General features: G+C 69.8%; 17 protein-coding genes. 5 read left to right on the top strand and 12 right to left on the bottom strand.

Annotated features, from left to right (window positions below; genetic code table 11):
* Positions 1–44: 44 nt before the first annotated feature.
* The 9 genes from NNJEOMEG_RS12700 to NNJEOMEG_RS12660 form a co-directional block, all read right to left on the bottom strand.
* The gene (locus NNJEOMEG_RS12700; RefSeq protein WP_173085001.1) at positions 45–632 is read right to left on the bottom strand and encodes a 4Fe-4S dicluster domain-containing protein; all 588 of its coding nucleotides are present in this window, start codon (positions 630–632) and stop codon (positions 45–47) included.
* Positions 616–993, bottom strand: a complete 378-nt coding sequence (locus NNJEOMEG_RS12695) for a hydrogenase maturation nickel metallochaperone HypA/HybF (protein ID WP_173085000.1) — start codon at positions 991–993, stop codon at positions 616–618. The genes NNJEOMEG_RS12700 and NNJEOMEG_RS12695 overlap by 17 nt, the downstream gene beginning before the upstream one ends.
* Before the next feature lie 207 nt (positions 994–1,200).
* Positions 1,201–2,286 carry a hydrogenase large subunit gene (locus NNJEOMEG_RS12690; protein WP_173084999.1) on the bottom strand — a complete coding sequence of 362 codons (1,086 nt, stop codon included), beginning with the start codon at positions 2,284–2,286 and terminating at the stop codon, positions 1,201–1,203.
* On the bottom strand, positions 2,286–2,834 hold the full coding sequence (locus tag NNJEOMEG_RS12685) for an NADH-quinone oxidoreductase subunit C (protein WP_173084998.1): 549 nt from the start codon (positions 2,832–2,834) through the stop codon (positions 2,286–2,288). The genes NNJEOMEG_RS12690 and NNJEOMEG_RS12685 overlap by 1 nt, the downstream gene beginning before the upstream one ends.
* On the bottom strand, positions 2,815–3,360 hold the full coding sequence (locus NNJEOMEG_RS12680) for a 4Fe-4S dicluster domain-containing protein (RefSeq protein ID WP_173084997.1): 546 nt from the start codon (positions 3,358–3,360) through the stop codon (positions 2,815–2,817). The genes NNJEOMEG_RS12685 and NNJEOMEG_RS12680 overlap by 20 nt, the downstream gene beginning before the upstream one ends.
* A gap of 1 nt (position 3,361) precedes the next feature.
* Positions 3,362–3,802: an NADH-quinone oxidoreductase subunit B family protein gene (locus NNJEOMEG_RS12675; RefSeq protein WP_173084996.1), complete on the bottom strand. Its 441-nt coding sequence runs from the start codon at positions 3,800–3,802 to the stop codon at positions 3,362–3,364.
* A gap of 11 nt (positions 3,803–3,813) precedes the next feature.
* Complete coding sequence (locus NNJEOMEG_RS12670; protein WP_173084994.1) at positions 3,814–4,773, bottom strand: respiratory chain complex I subunit 1 family protein; 960 nt, start codon at positions 4,771–4,773, stop codon at positions 3,814–3,816.
* Positions 4,766–8,503, bottom strand: coding sequence for a proton-conducting transporter transmembrane domain-containing protein (locus NNJEOMEG_RS12665; protein ID WP_173084992.1), 3,738 nt, complete (start codon positions 8,501–8,503; stop codon positions 4,766–4,768). Before NNJEOMEG_RS12665 ends, NNJEOMEG_RS12670 begins: the two co-directional genes overlap by 8 nt.
* Before the next feature lie 75 nt (positions 8,504–8,578).
* Entirely contained in the window at positions 8,579–9,250 is a 672-nt protein-coding gene (locus NNJEOMEG_RS12660) for a Crp/Fnr family transcriptional regulator (protein WP_173084990.1), read from the bottom strand.
* 271 nt (positions 9,251–9,521) lie between these two features.
* On the opposite strand from NNJEOMEG_RS12660, the gene NNJEOMEG_RS12655 reads away from it, so the two are divergent.
* The 5 genes from NNJEOMEG_RS12655 (at position 9,522) to NNJEOMEG_RS12635 (ending at position 15,722) form a co-directional block, all read left to right on the top strand.
* Positions 9,522–11,714 carry an SDR family oxidoreductase gene (locus NNJEOMEG_RS12655; RefSeq protein ID WP_173084988.1) on the top strand — a complete coding sequence of 731 codons (2,193 nt, stop codon included), beginning with the start codon at positions 9,522–9,524 and terminating at the stop codon, positions 11,712–11,714.
* Positions 11,714–12,883 carry a glycosyltransferase family 4 protein gene (locus tag NNJEOMEG_RS12650; RefSeq protein WP_173084987.1) on the top strand — a complete coding sequence of 390 codons (1,170 nt, stop codon included), beginning with the start codon at positions 11,714–11,716 and terminating at the stop codon, positions 12,881–12,883. Before NNJEOMEG_RS12655 ends, NNJEOMEG_RS12650 begins: the two co-directional genes overlap by 1 nt.
* 21 nt (positions 12,884–12,904) lie before the next feature.
* Entirely contained in the window at positions 12,905–13,801 is an 897-nt protein-coding gene (locus NNJEOMEG_RS12645; RefSeq protein ID WP_173084985.1) for an EamA family transporter, read from the top strand.
* Between the two features lie 265 nt (positions 13,802–14,066).
* Complete coding sequence (locus NNJEOMEG_RS12640) at positions 14,067–15,248, top strand: glycosyltransferase family 4 protein (RefSeq protein ID WP_173084983.1); 1,182 nt, start codon at positions 14,067–14,069, stop codon at positions 15,246–15,248.
* A gap of 123 nt (positions 15,249–15,371) precedes the next feature.
* The gene (locus NNJEOMEG_RS12635) at positions 15,372–15,722 is read left to right on the top strand and encodes a hypothetical protein (protein ID WP_173084981.1); all 351 of its coding nucleotides are present in this window, start codon (positions 15,372–15,374) and stop codon (positions 15,720–15,722) included.
* Positions 15,723–15,776: 54 nt separating this feature from the next.
* On the opposite strand, the gene NNJEOMEG_RS20990 is transcribed toward NNJEOMEG_RS12635, so the two are convergent.
* The 3 genes from NNJEOMEG_RS20990 to NNJEOMEG_RS12620 form a co-directional block, all read right to left on the bottom strand.
* Positions 15,777–16,688 (bottom strand): DMT family transporter, encoded by a 912-nt coding sequence (locus tag NNJEOMEG_RS20990; protein WP_173084979.1) that lies wholly within the window; start codon positions 16,686–16,688, stop codon positions 15,777–15,779.
* Positions 16,689–16,920: 232 nt separating this feature from the next.
* Positions 16,921–17,835, bottom strand: coding sequence for an AraC family transcriptional regulator (locus tag NNJEOMEG_RS12625; RefSeq protein WP_173084977.1), 915 nt, complete (start codon positions 17,833–17,835; stop codon positions 16,921–16,923).
* A 4-nt stretch (positions 17,836–17,839) separates the two neighbouring features.
* On the bottom strand, positions 17,840–18,676 hold the full coding sequence (locus NNJEOMEG_RS12620; RefSeq protein ID WP_173084975.1) for a zinc dependent phospholipase C family protein: 837 nt from the start codon (positions 18,674–18,676) through the stop codon (positions 17,840–17,842).
* Positions 18,677–18,691: the final 15 nt, after the last annotated feature.

Below are 18,691 nucleotides of genomic sequence, written 5' to 3'. Positions count from 1 at the left end.
GTCCGGGGCCCTAGATCCGGACGCGGCGGGGACGCTGACTCGACCTATGCGGTCAGTGGGGGGGATGGAACGTTCTGGATAAGGGCGCTGGCCTTGGCCAGCTCAAGGACGCGGGCCTGGGCCTGGGCCTGGCGGTACTGGCGCAGATCCACGAACTGGAGCGCGCCCTTGGGGCAGGCTTCCACGCAGGCGCACACTTCCTTGCCGTTGCTGGAGCGCCAGGCCTGGCAAAGGTCGCACTTCTTGGCGGAACCCTGCTTGGTGCGCCCGGTCTGCTCCAGTTCGCCTTCCACGCCCACCTCGATGGCCCCGAAGGGGCAGGCCATCACGCACATCTTGCAGCCCACGCAAAGCTGCTCCTTGACGTGCACGATGCCGTCCACCTGGCGGATGGCGCCGAAGGGGCAGGCATGGGCGCAGGGGGCGTCCTCGCAGTGGCGGCACTGGATGGGGAACTTGAGGTTGTCCACCTTGGTCACCTTGATGCGGGGGATCACGGGCAGGCCGCGCTTCTTGGCCTCGCGGAAAGGCATGTTGATGTGCGCGCTCACGCAGGCGGCTTCGCACTTCTTGCAGCCGACGCACTTGTCGGGCGTGGCGTAGACGATGGGATTTTCATAGTGCATGGGCATGTTCATGCCTCCTTGGAATTTTGGTCACTTCGATGCTTTTCACGTAGAGCTCGCGCCCCGTGAGGAGCGTGACGCTCGATCCCGGACACTCCGGGCAGCCGAGCAGGCGTCCCTGGCGCACGGCGGCTTCGCCGCAGCGGTCGCAGCGGCCCGTGGCCGCCACCCGCTCCACCGCAAGGGCTGCCCCGTCGGCGGGAGTGCCCAGGGCCACCATTTCGAAACAGGATGCCAGGGTGTGTTCCTCCACCCCGGCGTATTCTCCCAGGCAGAGGTCCACCCGGCGCACGGCCCCGGTGCAGGCCCCGGGGACCTGCCGCAGGACGATGTCCAGGATGCTCAAGGCGAGGGATGACTCGTGCATGGTTTCGCTCCGGCCGGGCTCGCCCGGCGCGCCCTCCTTATGCCCCGGGGGGCCGGGCATTACTGTCGGGCGCGCGACAGATGGCGAAATTCGTGCATTTTTCTCCTGACGTTTCGGGACGTCATGGAGCGCAACCAACCGTACTCACACGATAAAAAGGGCCGCTCCTTTCGGAGCGGCCCTCTCCATTTCAAGTCCCCCGGCTCTTCAGCGTTCGGTGCAGGAGATGCAGGGGTCGATGCTGTTGACGATGAGCGGGATGTCCGCCACCTGGCAGCCCGCCATCATCACCTGGAGGGCCTCCCAGTTCATGTAGGTGGGCACGCGCCACTTGAGCCTCTGGGGCGAGTCCGACCCGTCGGAGCGCACGTAGTAGAACACCTCGCCGCGCGGGGCCTCGGAGCGGGCCACGGCCTCGCCCTCGGGGATGAACACCGCGCCGGGCAGGCAGATGGGGCCTTCGGGGATGTTCTCCAGGCACTGCTCCAGGATGACGGCCGATTGGGCCGCCTCGCGCAGGCGCAGCATGGCCCGGGAGTGCACGTCGCCCGCGGTGTCGGTCTGCACCTCGAAGTCCAGGTGCGGATAGACGGCGTAGGGCGCCTTGCGGCGCACGTCGTAGGCGATGCCCGAGGCGCGCGCCACCGGGCCCACCACTTCGTAGCGACGGGCCTCCTCCATGGGCAGCACGCCGATGCCCCGGGTGCGCTTGAGGATGAGCGGATCGGTGGCGTAGACGCGCGTCAGCTCGGTCAGCAGGGGGTCGAGCTCGCGCAGCTTGGCGCGCATGAAGGCGGTGGTCTCTTCGTCCAGGTCGTAGCGGCAGCCGCCGATGGCCAGCGCGCCCAGGTTCATGCGGTTGCCGTACACGCCTTCCTTGAGGTCCTGCATGATCTCGCGGATCTCCATGGCGTGCATGAAGAGCGAATCGAAGCCCACCAGGTGGGCCATGATGCCCACGTTGAAGAGGTGGGAGGCGATGCGCTTCACCTCGTCGGCGATCACGCGCAGGTATTCGGCGCGCTCGGGAACCACCACGCCGGCCAGGTTCTCCACGGCCATGCAGTAGGTGGTGGGGTGGCTGTTGGAGCACAGGGAGCAGACCCGCTCGGTGAGCGTGATGTTCTGCAGCCAGTTGCGGTTCATGGCCAGGGCTTCCATGCCCCGGTGCACGTGCCCGGCGGAGAGCTCCACGGAGCGCACCGTCTCGCCTTCCACGCGCACGTCGAAGTACATGGGCTCTTCCAGGGCCACGTGCAGGGGGCCGACCGGGAGGGTGTAGGTCTCGGACATCACTTGGACTCCCTGGCCCACTGGGGCATGTCGACGCCGACGAACACCTTCTCCCAGAGGGTCTTGGTGGATGCGCCGTTCATCATGGTGGAGAGGGGGATCAGCCGGTCCAGCTCGCCCTGGTCCAGGGACTGGTCCAGGAAGAGGCGGCGGGGGTTGGGGTGGTTTTCCACCTCGATGCCGTAAAGCTCCATGAACTCGCGCTCGTTCCAGTCGGCGTTGCGGAACCAGCGGGCGATGGAGGGCACGCGGGGCGGCTCGGAGTGCACGCAGACGTTCACGGTGAGCACCACGCCGTCCAGGTCGAAGTGGTAGGCGATCTCGCGGCCCTCCAGTCGGGCGTACTTGTCGGCGCGGTAGGCCGTGATGGCCATGAGCCGGGCGCGCACGGCGGCCAGGCGCGGGGCCAGAGCCTTGAGGGTTTCGCTCTCGCAGAGCTTCACCCAGCCGAAGGCGTTGCGGTTGAGGTCGCGGGTCCAGTGTATGGCGTCCTCCCCGAGCAGGCCGGTCACGGCGTCGTGGAGGTTCTTATGCGCTATCTCGTTCATCGGATTCTCCGGTGGTGATGGAAGGCTTTGCGGGCGTCACGCGGCGGGCCAGCTCCTGGCGCTTGCACACGGGGCACATCATGAAGCGCTCGGGATAGCGCGAGCCCAGCTGCTGGACCACGCTCTCGGGCCTGGGATGGATGCGCGCCCCGCACTGGGAGCACTGGCCGTAGGGCACGAAGCTTACCTCGCGCTGGTCGAAGCGCTCCTCGCCGCGATGGGTCATGTGCCAGTCGTCGGACATGGTCAGGGCCTTGGTGGGGCAGTGGTGGGCGCACAGGCCGCAGAAGACGCAGCTGTTGTGCCAGAGCACCCAGTGCACGGCCATGCCGTCCTCGGTGACGCGCAGCTGGATGGCCCCGGCCGCGCAGACGTGGCGGCAGATGCCGCAAAGGATGCACTTCTCCTTGTCGTGGCAGGCCCGGCCCCGGAAGCGCTTGGGGGTGTGGGCCGGGGCGAAGGGGAAGGGATCGGTGCTGGGTCCGGCCAGCAGGTTCTTCACCATGATCTTCAGGAAGGGCAGCATGTCAGGCCACCTCCAGGCGTTCTTTCCAGACTTCCAGGGCCTTGGCCACGCCCTCGATGATGGCCTGGGGGCGCGGCGGACAGCCGGGCACGATCACGTCCAGGGCGATGTAGCTCTCCTGGGGCTGATCCACGGTGTAGCTGTCGCGGAACACGCCGCCGGAGACGGGGCAGACGCCCACGCCCACGGTCACCTTGGGGTTGGGGATTTCGTCGAAGACGCGCAGCACCTTGTCGCGCACGCGCAGGGTCAAAGGCCCCGAGATGAGCACGATGTCCGCGTGGCGAGGGCTGCCGCAGTACTTGCAGCCCAGGCGCTCCACGTCGTAGCGCGGGATGAGGGCCGTGGTGGCCATCTCCACGTCGCAGCCGTTGCAGGAGCCCGCGTTGAGCCGGTAGATCCACGGCGAGCGCGGGGCGAATCTGGCGAGTGTCTTGAGCACGGAAAGCCTCCTCAGCGCAGGGCCACGGCCAGCGCCAGGCTCGCCAGCGCCAGGGGCGCGGCGTATTTGACGAACACCGCGAAGCCCTGCTCCAGGCGAAGGCGCCCGGTGGCCACGCGGAAGGTTGTGAAGCACACCAGCATGAGCCCCAGGCACTTGGCCACGTGCCAGGCCAGGTTCACGAGCCAGTTGCCGCCCAGGGGGTTGGGCCAGAACAGGGCCACCACCAACTCCAGCACCACCACCAGCTTCACCGCGCTCATGAGGTTGAACGCCGCCAGGAGCGGGCCGGAGTATTCGAGCAGCGGCCCCTCCAGCACCTCGGGCTCGGCCTCGGGGATGTCGAAGAGACCGGCCGAGAGCGTGCCGGGAATGAACATCAGCATGGCCGCCAGGGCAGGCCACATCACGGGGTCCAGCAGGAAGGGACCGTGGGCGGCCTGGTAGGCCATCACGTGGGCCAGGGAGAGCGCCTGCGCGCCCTCGCCCCCGGCCCTGGCCCCGGCGGCCAGGAACGCCGCGATCAGGGGCAGCTCGTAGGCGCACATCACCACCATCTCGCGCGAGAAGCCAAGCGCCCCGTACGGCGAGCTGGAGGCCGAACCCGCCACCATGAAGGCCATGGCCGGGATGGGCAGCAGGTAGAGCAGCAGCAGCAGGTCGCCCAGGCCCGTCACGCCCGACCACACGCCGCCGATGGGCAGCACCGCCGCCGTGACCAGCACCCCCGCCAGACCCAGCACCGGGGCCAGCAGGAAGGCCGCCTCGTTGGCCGTGGCGGGAATGAGCGTCTCCTTGGCGCACAGCTTGAGCACGTCCCACAGGGGCTGCAGAAGCGGCGGCCCCACGCGACGCTGGAGCCTGGCCGCCACGCGGCGGTCCACGCCCTTGAGGAAGAGTCCCATGGAGAGGGCCATGGCCCCGCCGGGAAACACCAGCAGGGCGAAGGCCGCTTCGAACACGCTAGTCATGGCTGCCTCCGTGGCGCGGGACCCGGAAGTGGCCCCGGCTCAGACGGGTGAGGAGTGAAAGCGGCGTGGCGAACACGTCGGCCGGTCCCACGTGGGTGGACGCGGGATCGACAAGCTGGCCGCAGGTGTGGATGGCCGTGCGCCGGGCGTTCCTGGCCAGGCGGGAGACCGCCGTCCAGACGCCCAGGCCCGTGAGGAGGATCATGAAGCCCAAAAGGGTGTTGTCCATGGCCCCGGGGCCTTCCAGGATGCCCGAGAGCCCCACCGACGGGGCGGCCAGGCCGAAATCCCGCACGAAGGAGGCGATGGGCTTCAGGGCCAGACCCGGGAAGAGCCCCGTGAGCAGGCACAGCCCGGCCAGGATCAAGATGGGCGCGCGCATGAGCAGCCCAGGCTCCGAGGCGTGCAGGGCCTTGGCCGAGGGCTGGCCGAAGAAGGCCGTGTGCAGGAACTTCAGGAAGTAGGCCAGGGTGACCACGCTGGTCAGGATGGCCACCACCGCCAGGGCCCACTCGCCCTGGTCGATGAGGGCGTAGTAGAGCACGTACTTGGAGGCGAAGCCGTTGAAGAGCGGCATGCCCGCGGCCGCGAGGAGCGCGCAGCCGAAGGCCGCCAGGGTCCAGGGCATGCGCCGCCCGATGCCGCCCAGCTCGTGCAGGGAGTGGGCGTGGGTGGAGAACATGAGCGCCCCGGCGCAGAGGAACGCCAGGTTCTTGAAGAGCATGTGGTTGAACAGGTGCAGAAGGCCGCCCATCAGGCCGAGCGGCGTGGCCAGGCACACGCCCAGCACCACGTAGCCCAGCTGGCTCACGGTGGAGTAGATGAGCATCTCCTTGATGCCGGTCTGCACCAGGGCCTGGATGCCCGCATAGAGGATGGTGGCCCCGCCGATCCAGGCTCCCACATAGAGGAGCGCGTCCAGCACCTGGGCCGACTCGGGCGAAATCCCCTGCGCCCAGACGAAACGCAGGAGCACGATCCCGAAGGGCGCGCTCTTGAGGAGCATGGCCGAGATGTAGCCGCTCACAGGGGTGGGGGCCGTGGCCGGGTGCATCTGCCAGTCGATGCGCACCGGGAGCATGGCCGCCTTCATGAGCAGGCCCGCGATCACCAGGGCCGCCGAGAAGCCCCAGGCCGAGGGGGCCTGGGCGGCGAAAAGCGCCGACACCTGCGCGAAGGAGCCCCCTCCGGCCGCGCCGGTGAGCAACAGAAGCCCCATGAACAGGATGGACGCACCCGCCAGGTTGAAGAGGAAGTACTTGGTGGCCTCGCGTCTGGCGGCCGGAGTCTCCTCGTGGAGGATGGCGAAGTACAGGGGCCAGCTGCTCATGATTTCCCAGAAGCAGAAGAACGCCAGGAGCGTTTCGGCCCCGGCCATGCCCACCAGGCCCGCGATCATGACGCAGAAGGAGGCCAGGAAGCGCCACGGGGTGTGGCTGTGGCTCATGTACCCGGTAGAGTAGGCCATGTTGCACACGCCAAGGGCCAGCACCAGTCCCGCGAAGGCCATCTGGAAGCCGCCCCAGGCGCTCCATTCGGCCAGGAGCGCCACGAAGGCCAAGCCCAGGCAGGCCGTGGCCCAGATGCCCGCGCGGCGCAGGTCGCGCCGCCAGACAATGGCCGCGACCGCCCCGGCCAGGGGCAGCAGGGCCGAGGCGCTCCAGGGCACGGAGAGCAAAGGCAGGGCCTGGGCGGCCGGGACCAGGGCGTTGGCCGCCGGGAGCACCATGCTCGTCCAGGCCTGAGGGAACGCGCCCGAGACCAGAGCCGCCACGGCCAGCAGGCCCACGGCCGCGCGCATGGTCCAGGGGGCTTCTTCGACGGGAGTTCCCTCGTAGGGCGTGAAGAAGAGCACGCGCAGGATGCGCCCGTAGTAGACGCAACCCACCAGGCTTCCGGCCAGGATCAACGCGGCGGTCCAGGCGTGGCCCGCGTCCACGGCGGCCGTGAGCATCAGGTACTTGCTGAAGAAGCCACCCGTGAGGGGCAGGCCCATGATGGACACCAGGCCCACGGCCATGCACGCCCCGGTGAAGGGCATGGCCTTGCCCAGGCCCGCCAGCCCCTCCAGGCGCTGGGTTCCGGCGCGCAGGATGAGCGCACCGGCGGCCAGGAAGAGCAGGTCCTTCATCACGGCGTGGTTCACGGCGTGGGCCAGCGCGCCCGCCGTGGCCGCGTGGGTCCCGAGAGCCAGGATCAGGGTGATCTCGCCGATCTGGGCCAGGGTGGAATAGGCCAGCATGCGCTTGATGTCGCGCTGGGCCAGGGCCATCAGCTCGCCCAGAACGAAGGTGATCCCGGCGGCCAGGGAGAGCAGCCAGCCCAGTGTCTGCCCGCCGCCGTTGAGCGCGCCCGAGGCGAAGAGCGGGGCCAGCACGGCCAGCCCCAGCACGCCCGCCTTGGTGAGCAGGCCCGAGAGGGGCGCGGAGATGGACGAGGGGGCCACGGGGTGCGCGGCCGGGAGCCACGCGTGCAGCGGGAAGAGGCCCGCCTTCACGCCGAAGCCCGCCAGCATCAGGAGCGCCAGCCCGGCCGATGCCGCCGGTCCGTAGGCCGCCAGGGCCTGACCCGTCGCCAGGAGCGAAGCGCCGGGCGCGGCGGCCGCCAGGGCCAGCAGGCCCACCTGGAGGGCCAGCGCGCCGCCCGCGCACATGATGAAGTAGAGCTTCGCGGCGTCCAGGGCCTCGCGGCTCTGCTTGTGGGCCACCAACAGGGTGGAGCTGAAGGTCATGATCTCCCAGAAGGCGAAGAACCCGCCCGTGGAGCGCTCCACGGCCAGGCCCACCAGGGAGGAGACCAGCAGGAAGAGGAAGAACCAGTAGCGGTCCGCGTGTTCGTCGTGGGCCTCGTAGCCGACGGAATAGAGCACCACGGCCGCGCCGCCCAGGGCGAAGAGCCCGCCGAAGAGGGTCTGGAGCGGATCGAGCCCGCCCTGGAGCAGGAAGCACCCGGCCGTCGCGGCGGCCAGGGCCAGGGCCAGGAGGTTGCGCGCCCTGGGGGCCGCGCGCCCGGCCAGCCACACCAGGTACGCGCCCGCGAAGGGCACGGCCGCCGCCAGGGGCCAGCCGCCTTCCAGGTCCGGCAGAACCGCGCCGGACTTCCCGGCCAGGGCCTGTGCCAGCCCCGCCACGGGGTGCGGAAAGAGGCACGCCAGGGTGAGAAGCGCCCCCAGGACCACGGGGACCACGGGCAGCCCGGACGTAGCGCTAGCCGGGGCGGCGCGCCCGGGCTTCTCCAGGCACACGCCCAGGACGATGCGGATGGAGTAGACCGCCGCCGCGAATCCCGCCGCGGCCAGGGCCAGGGCGGTGATCCAGTGGCCGCCCTCCAGGGCCGCGAAGACGATGAGCGCCTTGCCGCCCGGGGCCTTGAAAGGTCCCAAGCCCAGGGCCGTGAACACGGCCAGGCCCAGGCAGGCCGCCAGCGCGGGGCTGGCCGCGCCGGCCCCGCGCAACGCGTTCAGGCCCGGGAGGGTTCCCCCTCCGGCCATGCGGCGCAGGCAGAGCCACCACAGGACGCGGGCCAGGGTTTGGTACAGCACGAGGGACGCCGCGCCGACGGGGCCGGCCGCCTGTCCCAGACTCATTCCGACGAGGGCCGCGCCCGCCTGGGCCAGGGCCGAGAACGCCATGAGGCGTCCCAGCCTGTCCAGGGAGCGCAGCGCCGCTATTTCCGCCAGGACCGCCACGGCCGCTCCGGCCAGCAGTCCCAGTTGCGTGGGCAGTTCCATAAGAGAGCCTCCTTTGGCCCTCCGTCTACCCGCCCGCTTCCGGGATGTCTGTCCGCCAGCCGACGCTTCCGGGAATTAATCCGGACAGGGGTGGGCCAGGTACTTGAGCTCGTCCATGTTGAGGATCAGGTACTCGCCGCGCGCGACTTTTTTAAGGATTCCGTCCTTTTCCATGCCCGAGATGAGCGAGGAGACGGTCTGCCTGGAGGAGCCCACGATTGTGGCGATCTTGTCCACGGTGAGCCCCACGTCCACGAGCAGTCCGCCCGCCGAGGGTTCGCCATGCACCAGGGCCTGTTCGTAGAAGTAGGCGGCCACGCGCTTGTCGATGTCGTAGAAGTAGAGGTTCTCCACGAGGGCGATGGACCCCGAGAGCAGTTTGCCCAGGGCCATGAACAGCGAGAGCGAGAGCGAGAGGCTCTTGGTGGTGAGCGTGTAGAACTTGTAGACCGGACAGAGGTAGACCACCGTGTCCTCCATGGCGGCCACGTAGGCCCTGGAGTGGGAGGTGTACACGTCGCCGGGGCCGAGGATGGACAGCGAGAGCTCCTTGCCCTCCAGGCCCAGGTAGACCCGGACCTTGCCCTGCTTCACGATGAGGACGAGATCTTCCTTGTCGTGGGGCCAGAACATGATGTGGCCCTTCTTGTAGCGGCGTTCGGAGAGCTGGGAGAGAGCTTCGGCGTTTTCGGGGCTGGCCAGGAGCTGGAGCAGGTTCTGGCCGTATGCCCGCTTGATCTGGGACATGGGAGGATACCGGGAGCGGCCCTGGCAGGGGCCGTCAAGAAGATGCCCGCGCGGCCCGGCCTCTGGCCGTCCGTGCGTTGTCGCGCCAGGGCCTCACCGCCCTCTGGCCATATACGTGCCGTCGCCGCACCCCCCACCCGGGGCGGTCTCTAGAGCTTTTCGTGGGGCAAGTCCAGCGAAAGGGGCTCGATGGCGGGGGGGGGCCGGGAAAGCGCCCTCCCCCACTTCCCCCCTTGACGCCGCGCCGCCGAGAGGCCAACCTCCCCGGCGCATGAACCACCAGAACACGCCCCGGCGGGTGATGCTCTTCTACCCCCCGGGGGCCTTCTACCAGCGCGGGGAAGACCGCTCCCAGGGCAACGTGGAGAACTCCACCGCCACCACAATGCGCGCCGCCAACGACCTGGGCTACGCCGCCGCCGTACTTAAGCGCGAAGGCTTCCAGGTCTTCCTGCGCGACTACCAGACCAGCCGACGCTCCCTGGCCGACCTCCTGGCCGACTTCGAGCGCTTCGACCCCCACGCGGTCTTCCTCTCCATCACCAACGCCACCATCTTCCGCGACCTGGAACTGGCGGCCGAGCTCAAGCGCCGCAGGCCAGGGCTCATGATCATGCTCAAGGGGGCCATCTTCTTCAACCCGGCCCAGGCCCTCCTGGACCAGCTGGACCTGGCCCACGCCGACTACCTCATCGGCCTGGAGTCCGAATTCGTGGTGGGCCGCCTGGCCCGCGCCCACTTCGAGGACCAGGCCGCCCTGCCTTCCCTCCGGGGCATCCTCTACAAGAAGGACGGGGCCTGGACCCCCACCTTCTTCGACTCCTTCGAGACCGACCTGGACGCCCTGCCCTTCCCCGACCGCTCGCTCATGGAGAACCACCTCTACGTGCGCCCGGACACCGGCGAGCCCCAGGCCACCATCGCCACCTCGCGCGGGTGCCCCTCGCGCTGCACGTTCTGCGTCACGCCCGCCATCTCGGGCGCGAAGCTGCGCCTGCGCTCCCCGGAGAACATCCTGGCGGAGCTGCGCGAGTGCTACCACCAGCACGGCATCCGCGACTTCTTCTTCAAGTCCGACACCTTCACCTTCGACCAGAAATGGACCCAGGCCGTCTGCCGGGCCATCCTGGACTCGGACCTGGCCGGGAAGATCCGCTGGGTGGCCAACTCCAAGGTGAAGCCCCTCACGCCGGAGACCCTCCAGGCCATGAAGGCGGCGGGCTGCTGGCTGGTGGCCTTCGGCTACGAGTCCGGCCACCCGGAGACCCTGGAGCGCATCCGCAAGGGCACCACCGTGGATGACAACCTGAAGGCAACCCGCTGGGCCAGGGAGACCGGGCTGCGCACCTTCGGCTTCTTCCTGGCCGGGCTGCCCTGGGAAGGCCCGGAACACCTGGAAGCCACGCGCCGCCACATCTTCGAGCTGGACAACGACTTCCTGGAACTGCACATCGCCGTGCCCTACCCCGGCACGGAACTGCACGCCGAAGCCGTGGCCTGCGGACTCATCGAGGACTCGGTGCTGGGCAAGGACTACTTCAACGCCCCCACCACGGGGACTGTCCAGCTCTCCATGGCCGAAATCGAGGCTTTCAGGAAAAAGGTGCTCCTCAAATTCCACCTGCGGCCCTCCTACATCTGGCGCAAGCTGCGCCAGGCCGGGGCCGACCGCCGCGTGCTGGCCAACTACGCCCGCTTCGGCCTGCGCCTGCTGGGCAACACGCTTCGGCCCAGGCCCAAGGCCCGGGCCAAGGCCGGGTGCGTGCTGGTGCTGGGGGCCAACTCCGACATCGGCATGGCCCTGGCCAGGCGCTTTGCCCAGGAGGAAGGCAGCGACCTCATCCTGGCCTCGCGCGACACCGCCGCCCTGGAAGCCAAGGCCCGGGAGCTGCGCGACGCCTTCGGCGTGCGCGTGTGGACCGTACCCTTCGACGCCCAGGACACGGCCTCCCACAAGGCCTTCTACCGCTCCCTGCCCGCGCGCCCAGACGGCGTGATCCTCACCTTCGGGCTCCTGGAGAGCCCGGACCCCCTGGCGCTCCTGGACGTGAACCTGCTCGGCGCGGCCTCCATCCTGGAGACCGTGGCCCGCGACCTGGAAGAGCGACGGGAGGGCTTCATCCTGGGCGTCTCCTCCGTGGCGGGCGAGCGGGGCCGCAAGTCCAACTACGCCTACGGCGCGGCCAAGGCCGGGCTCACGGCCTACCTTTCGGGGCTGCGCCACCGGCTCTTCGCCTCGGGCGTGCACGTGATGACCGTGATCCCCGGCTTCGTGGACACCAAGATGACCGCCCACCTCTCCATGCCCCGGGCGCTCACGGCCACGCCGGAGCGCGTGGCGGAGCACGTGCACGGGGCCTGGCGCAAAAGGCGCGACGTGGTCTTCACGCCGCCGGTATGGCGACCCATCATGTGGCTGATCCGTAACCTCCCGGAATCCCTTTTCAAACGGACGAATCTCTAATGGACATCCTTTTTCTCAACCACAACGTCGAGAACTACGGCACCTACTTCCGCTGCCTTCACCTGGCCCGGGGCCTCACGCGGCGCGGCCACAAGGTGACGCTCCTGTGCGCCAGCAAGGAAGACACCCTTAAGGTGCGGCGGCGCACCGAGGGCGGGCTCACCACCATCTTCTGGCCCAAGAAGCGCCTCGGCGGGTTCCACACCCTGCACACCCTGCGCATGGTCCTGAACACGGCCTACGTGTTGGGCATGCGCCAACAGATCCTGCACGCCTTCGCCTTCCCCCTGCACCCCATCGGCGTGCCCGCCCTGGCAGCCGCCTGCGCGCGCCGCGACGTGCGCCTGGTGCTGGACCACGACGACCTCTGGAAAGGCGGCTTCGCCAACCAGCACCCCGGCCCCTACCAACGCGTTGTGGGCTGGTTCAACGACAGGCTCCCGGCCTACGCCCGCCAGTGCACGGCCGCCAGCGCCCTGCTCATGGAGAGCTTCCGCGCGGCAGGCGTGCCGGGCGAGCGCATCCACGACATCCCCAACTGCCCCACCATGGCCCCCTCGCCCCTTTCCCGGGACGAGGCGCGCCGCAGGTTGGGCCTGCCCGAGGGATCGCCCCTGGCCCTCTCCATGGGCCACACCTACACCGAGTCGCTCTTCCTGATGCTCGACGCCTACGAGCGCGCCCGCGCCCAGACGCCCGGGCTCAAGCTGGCCTTCCTGGGCAAGATGCACATCCCGGAAAGTTTCGAGAAACGCCTTGAAGCGTATCTTGAACGCGCCGGAGGGGACATCCTGCGCCTGGGCGAGAAACCCCCCTCCGAGGTGCCCGCCTACATGGCCGCTTCCGACGCCCTGCTGCTGCCCATGGACGACGACCCCATCGAGAAGGCCCGCTTCCCCATCCGCTTCGGGGACTACCTCAGCTCGGGGGTGCCCATCGTCTCCAACGCCGTGGGCGAGATCGAACGCTACCTGCGGGACTACCAGTGCGGCTACGCCGCACCCGCCAAGGATTCCGATGCGTTCGGCGACCAGATTGTCCGGTCGCTTACCGACATCGGAGGCCGCGAGGCCGTGCGCGCCAACGCCCGCGGGCTGGTGGAGACCACCCTCAACTGGGACGCCGTGGCCGCCAAGCTGGAGGGCGTCTACGAGAAGGCCCTGAGGTAGCGCCGCCCCGGCCCCGACGCCATGCAGCCGCGTCACGTCCTTCTGGCCCTGGTGGTCACGCTCCTGTGGGGGGCCAACTTCGTGGTGATCCGCCTGGGGCTCGATTCCTTCCCGCCCCTGCTGCTGGCGGCGTTGCGCTTCGTGCTGGCGGCCTTGCCCGCGCTTTTCCTGCCCAGGCCCGACATCGGCTGGGGCCGCATGATCGCCCTTGGGCTGGCGTGGTTCGTGGGGCAGTTCAGCCTGCTGTTCCTGGGCATGGCGGTGGGCATGCCGCCCGGGGTGGCCTCGGTGGTGCTCCAGTCGCAGGTGTTCTTCACCATCCTCCTGGCGGCCCTCACGCTGGGGGAGCGGCCGCGCCGGGTGCAGGGGCTGGGCACGCTGGTGGCCCTTGCGGGGCTAGGGCTCATCGGGATCACGGCCGGCACGGGGGGCGTGACGCCCGCCGGGTTCGGGCTGCTGCTGGCGGCGGCGTTCTGCTGGTCCACGGGGAACATCCTCATGCGCGGGGCGGGGCGGGCGGACATGCTGGGGCTCATCGCGTGGCTGTCGCTCATCCCGCCGGTCCCGCTGCTGGCGCTCTCCTGGGTTTTCGAGGGGCCGGAGCGCATCGGCGGGGCGCTGACGCATCTGAACTGGACCGGCGTGGGGTCTGTGGTCTATCTGACGGTGTTCGCGACGTTCATCGGCTACGGCGGCTGGGGGGCGCTCTTGAAGCGCTATCCGGCGGGCACGGTGGCCCCGTTCTCGCTGCTCATCCCGGTGTTCGGGGCGGCGTGCGCCTGGCTGGCGCTGGGCGAGACGTTCGGGCCGCAGCGGCTGACGGGCATGGGGCTGATCCTGGCCGGGCTGGCCGTGGTGGTGCTGCCGGACCTGCGACTTCTCGGCAGATTGCGCTCGGGGGTTTTCCCGCATCGCTGAAACAGCGCCGATAAACCCTGCGAAGCTCACCAAAAGTTTTTGAAGGAGAGTCCAGAGAGGAAACTTTTTTAAATGTTTCCTGAGGCTGCCGACAAAGTCGGCTTTGCGACTTTCTCGGCAGTCCTGCGCGCAGCGCAGCCCGGAGCAGGGCGGCTTTGCCGCCCGTAAGCGAATTTCACAAACCCCGTCTTCGGGGTTTGCCATCAAGCAGAGGAAACTTTTTTCAAAAAGTTTCCTCTTTGGCCGCCGGAGGCATCTTACTCTTATGCGCATTTTCATTCCGGCCATGGGCCGCGTGAACACCAAGAACCGCGACGGCAGCGAGGTCCGCTTTTCGGAGATCGCCAGACGCTGGCTGGCCTGGGGCCAGGAGCTGGTGGTGATGCTGCCCAGGCGTCAGATCGGCGTGTTCGAGTCCCAGAACGTGCGGGGCATGGACTACCGCGTGTTCCCCGAGCCTTTCGAGGACGAGTCGGACAGCCTGGGCAACGTGCTGCGCACGTACCTGTGGCGACTCTTCCGCTGTTTGTTCGTAAGCTATCCCAAGGGCATGGACGCCATCTACGCCCCCTCCGACTTCCTGGTGGACCTCCTGCCGGCCCTGCTGGCCAAGTTGAGAAACCCCGAGGCCCGGCTCACGGTGTGCGTGTTCCTCATCGCGCCCAATCCGTTCCGGGGCTACGAGAACATGTTCCGCCCCCGCTGGCGCGTGCCCACGGTGCGCGGGCTGCTCTACTGGTCCACGCAGATGTTGGCGCTGGCGCTCACGAGGGCCTTCGGCGGACGCATGCTGGTGCTCAACTCCCTGGACCGCGACACGCTGCTGGCCCGGGGCGTCGCGCCCGAGGCCGTGCAGGTGGTGACCATGGGCGTGGACATGGGCGAGTTCACCTCCGTGGAGGTGACGCCGGAGACGCCGCGCTACGACGGCATCTTCCTGGGCCGCCTGCATCCCCAGAAGGGCCTCTTCGACCTGGTGAAGATCTGGCGCGCGGTGTGCGACGCGCGCCCCGGGGCGCGGCTGGGGATCATCGGCGGCGGCGGGGACGACTGGTTCCGCCGCCTCCAGGCCGAAATCGCGGCGGCAGGGCTTTCGGCCAACGTGGACCTGCTGGGCTTCCGCCAGGGGGCGGAGAAGGTGCGTCTGCTCAAGAACGCCGGATGCTTCTGCATGCCCAGCCACTACGAGAGCTTCGGGCAGGTGGCCGTGGAGGCCATGGCCTGCGGCCTGCCGGTGGTGGCCTACGACCTGCCCATCTACGACGAAATCTTCACCGGGGGCATGGACCGCGTGCTCCAGGGCGACGTGGCCGGGTTCGCCTCCCGGGTGCTGACCCTGCTGGAGGGCGGCGAACGCCGCGCCCGGCTGGTGGAGGAGGCGGCCGCCGTGTCGGCGCGCTTCGACTGGGAAGCCATCGCCCGCGCGGAACTGGAGCGCGTCGGCTGAACCGCCTGTTTCCGCGCCGACGCTTGCCGGAGCGGTGCGCATGGGATAATACGACGTGAAGGGCGGCATCCGCCGTCCTGCCTGCGGTCCGTCCCCGCCGCCCGGCACACGGGAGCGTCGAGCATGTGGATCTTCACCAGAGACGGCTTTTTTTCCATCGCGGCCACGCGCTTCTGCCAGCCCGGCGAGGTGGCGGTGCGCGCCCGCAAGATCGAGCACCTGGAACGGATGATGGCCCGCCACGACGTGACGGCGGACATCCTCACGTTCTCCGAGTCCGACTACCGCTACCGCATCCAGATCCCCCGCGAGACCTTCGCGCGCATCCTCGCCGAAGAGGCCCTGAGCCTGGACTACAACTCCTTCAAGGACGCCATGGCCGAATCCGAGGCCTCGGCGGACTACCTGCGCGTGATGTTCGCCACCTGGGCGGCCGTGCACAAGATGCAGAGCCAGGAACTGCCCAGGGACTGAAGCGCCCCCGCTCCGACTGCCTCCCGGCCGGGCCGAAGCCGCGCGCGGGAGGCGTCACCCTCCTCGCGGCGAGGCCAGCAGGATGCCCGCCCCCACGGCCAGGCACCCGGCCAGTTGGGACGCTTCGGGCGTCTCCCCCGTGAGCGCCCAGGCGCAGAGCACGGCGCTCACGGGCAGCAGGCCCGTCACGGCGGCGGCCTGGCTGGGCCTGGAGCGCCCCACTCCGCGAAACCACAGCACATAGCCCCCGGCCGTCACCAGCACCCCCAGCACCGCCACGGCCAGCCAGGCCGAGGCCCCCACCTGCCCGGGGCGGAGGTCCCCGGCCTGGACGAAGGCCAGCGGCAACACCCAGGCCAGCCCCAGCCAGGTGACGCGCCGGGCCGCGTCCAGGGGCGAGAGCTCCCGGGGCAGCCACTTGAGGGCCAGGAGAAACAGCGACTCCCCGGCCACGGCCGCCAGCAGCCAGAGATCCGCCGGCGCGGGACGCCAGGGGCCGGCCTCCCCGCCTCGCGCGGCCAGCACCCCGGCCACGGCCAGGACCACCCCTGCCAGGGCGCGCCCCGAGGGTCGTTCCCGGAAGAAAACCGCGCCCAGGAGCACCATCACAGCCGGTGTGGCGCTGGTGAAGACCCCGGCTGCCGCCGGTCCCGCGGTCTCCATGCCCAGCCAGAGGCAGCAGTTGAAGACCACCACGCCGCACAGGGCCTGAAAGCCCAACACGGCCCAGTGACGGGGGGAGAGCCGCACCGGCGGGTACGGGAGTGAGGCCCCCGTCCGCCGCGCCCGGTCCAGGAGCCAAAGGGCCGCCCCGGCCAGGAAGAGCCTGGCCGCCAGGACCACGAAAAGGGGGATGCCCCGCAGGGCCAGCTCGCCCAGGGGGGCCGTGGCCCCGACCAGGACCATGGCCAGGGACATGTCCAGCACCGGGCGCAGGCTCGCGCCTTGTTGCACCGAAGACCTCACGGAAACACCTCGCTGATGAATGGTCGCCCGCTCCCTGCTGGAGGCGCGCGCGAGGGGTCATGCCCCGGAAGGCGTACGGGGGTCTTGGACGATCTTGCCTCTGGCGCATCACCCCCGGGACGCGCCGGAGATCGACCGGTGACGGTGCGGCCCCCGAGACAGTCCGTGTCCCATGACGATCAGACCCGGCGGTTCCAGGCGGGCCGGGTTCTCCGCCGATGGTCCCGCGCCCTCAACGGGCCGGGCGGGCGAAGCCTTGGGCGTACTGGCCCGGGGTGAGGCCGGTGAAGCGCTTGAAGGCCCGGTTCAGGTGGCTCTGGTCGCAGAATCCGCAGGCCTGGGCCACGTTGGCGATGGGCTCGCCACGCGCCAGCAGGCCACGCGCCTGATCCACGCGCAGTTGGAGCTGGTAGGCGTGGGGAGCGATGCCCACGGCGCTGGTGAAGGCCCGGGTGAGACGCCAGGGCGAGAGCCCGGCCTCGCGCGCGAGTTCCTCCAGGGACACGGGGCGCGCGGCGCGTTCGCGCAGAAAGTCCCTGGCCCGTGCCACGGCCCCAGGCTCGCGCCCCCGGCTTTGCCGGGCAGGAATCGGTCCTTGGCCCGGAACCGGCGCGACCGCCAATGCCGTTCCCGATCGCGTTCCCGGGGCCAGAGCCGGGGCGGGGCCGGGCTCGGCGTGCCGGGCGATCCAGACCGCCAACAGCGCGCGAAGGCGCTCCTGGCGCTCCAGGAGCGTGGCGGCCCCGGCCTCCAGGTCGCGGTGCAGGGCGGCCAGGCCACCGGCCAGGGTGGGGTCGTCCAGCACACCGGAGGCGAACTCCGGCAGGCGGCCCGCGCCCTCGTCCAGTTCGGCGGCCACCTCCGCCAGCACTCGGGGCTCCAGGTAGAACATGCGGTAGGTCCAGCCCGCGTCGCAGGCGGGGCGTCCGTCGTGGACCTCGCCCGGGGCCGTGAGGTTCACCAGCCCCGCCCGGGCCAGGCAGGAGCGGCCCAGGTAGCGAAAGCCCAATGCGCCCTCCTCCACCACGCCCACGGCGTAACCCTCGTGGAAATGGCGCGCGAAGCGGACCTTGAGCCCCCTGGCCGCCAGGCACTCCACGCCCTCAAGCCCGCCGGGCCTGAAGACGCGGGCCGCCGGGCGCTCCACGGGGCTAGGCCACGTCCTGCAGGACGGGGCTGGGCAGGGAGGGAAGGCGCAGGGGCAGGGGCTCCGGGGACTGGCCGCGCCGGGCCAGGGCCAGGTTGCGGCTGCCGATGGGGTCGAAGTCCAGGAGCGCGGCCCCGCGCGGGTCGCGCAGGACCTCCAGCACGGAGCGCAGCGACAGCTCGAACATGCCCTCCAGGCTGCAGGCCTCGTCGGGCAGGGGCATCACGCGCTGGGCGAAGCGCAGGGAGCGGTGCCAGCCGCGCAGGCCTCCCAGGCGGGCGCTGCCCTGGAACACGCCCTTGCGGCAGACGTAGGCCAGAGGGTTCTTGCGCAGGGTTTCCACGAGGCTCTTGTCCACCAGCTTCTGGGAGGGGCGCGAGAGCTTGCCCGCGCGGCCCAGCCCGCCGGTGAGGCGCGAGTCGGCCTGCATCTCCACGTAGACGTGGGCCAGGTTGTTGTGCAGTGCCGTGCGGGCGATCACCTGGGGCACGTAGAGGTTGTGGGCCACCACGTCGGCGGCCAGATGGGAGAGGTAGCCCAGGGCGTGGGCCTTGAGCTGGCGCGTGCGGGCCGCGTCCAGCAGGCTCTGTGCGCTCTGCCAGTTGTGGCTGTGCCCGGGCTTCACGGAGACGCCCTTGCCCACGAAGAAGTCGGCCGAGAGGCAGCCGTAGAGGAAGGTGCGCGGATGCTGGGAGATGACGGCGGCCGCCGCCTGGGGCAACAGGTCCAGGTTGGCCAGCACGAAGCGCGCCGCGGCGGTGTGCACGCCGGGGCCCCACGCGAAGGCCTCCTCGGGAGAGAGAAGCACGGCAAGAAACGACACGACGAGAACGAGGATCAAGGCATGCCTCCGCCG

Origin of the sequence: Fundidesulfovibrio magnetotacticus, from assembly GCF_013019105.1 — a bacterium.
Classification (GTDB): Bacteria; Desulfobacterota; Desulfovibrionia; order Desulfovibrionales; family Desulfovibrionaceae; genus Fundidesulfovibrio; species Fundidesulfovibrio magnetotacticus.
The sequence above is the reverse complement of the archived record's forward strand: the minus strand, read 5'-3'. Positions and strand labels throughout refer to the sequence as shown.

Excerpts from the sequence above, each read along its gene's own strand:
- NNJEOMEG_RS12700 (WP_173085001.1), bottom strand. The coding sequence starts at position 632 with ATGCCCATGCACTATGAAAATCCCATCGTCTACGCCACGCCCGACAAG.
- NNJEOMEG_RS12655 (WP_173084988.1), top strand. The coding sequence starts at position 9,522 with ATGAACCACCAGAACACGCCCCGGCGGGTGATGCTCTTCTACCCCCCG.
- NNJEOMEG_RS12695 (WP_173085000.1), bottom strand. The coding sequence starts at position 993 with ATGCACGAGTCATCCCTCGCCTTGAGCATCCTGGACATCGTCCTGCGG.
- NNJEOMEG_RS12670 (WP_173084994.1), bottom strand. The coding sequence starts at position 4,773 with ATGACTAGCGTGTTCGAAGCGGCCTTCGCCCTGCTGGTGTTTCCCGGC.
- NNJEOMEG_RS12650 (WP_173084987.1), top strand. The coding sequence starts at position 11,714 with ATGGACATCCTTTTTCTCAACCACAACGTCGAGAACTACGGCACCTAC.
- NNJEOMEG_RS12660 (WP_173084990.1), bottom strand. The coding sequence starts at position 9,250 with ATGTCCCAGATCAAGCGGGCATACGGCCAGAACCTGCTCCAGCTCCTG.
- NNJEOMEG_RS12690 (WP_173084999.1), bottom strand. The coding sequence starts at position 2,286 with ATGTCCGAGACCTACACCCTCCCGGTCGGCCCCCTGCACGTGGCCCTG.
- NNJEOMEG_RS12680 (WP_173084997.1), bottom strand. The coding sequence starts at position 3,360 with ATGCTGCCCTTCCTGAAGATCATGGTGAAGAACCTGCTGGCCGGACCC.
- NNJEOMEG_RS12635 (WP_173084981.1), top strand. The coding sequence starts at position 15,372 with ATGTGGATCTTCACCAGAGACGGCTTTTTTTCCATCGCGGCCACGCGC.
- NNJEOMEG_RS12685 (WP_173084998.1), bottom strand. The coding sequence starts at position 2,834 with ATGAACGAGATAGCGCATAAGAACCTCCACGACGCCGTGACCGGCCTG.
- NNJEOMEG_RS12640 (WP_173084983.1), top strand. The coding sequence starts at position 14,067 with ATGCGCATTTTCATTCCGGCCATGGGCCGCGTGAACACCAAGAACCGC.
- NNJEOMEG_RS12665 (WP_173084992.1), bottom strand. The coding sequence starts at position 8,503 with ATGGAACTGCCCACGCAACTGGGACTGCTGGCCGGAGCGGCCGTGGCG.
- NNJEOMEG_RS12645 (WP_173084985.1), top strand. The coding sequence starts at position 12,905 with ATGCAGCCGCGTCACGTCCTTCTGGCCCTGGTGGTCACGCTCCTGTGG.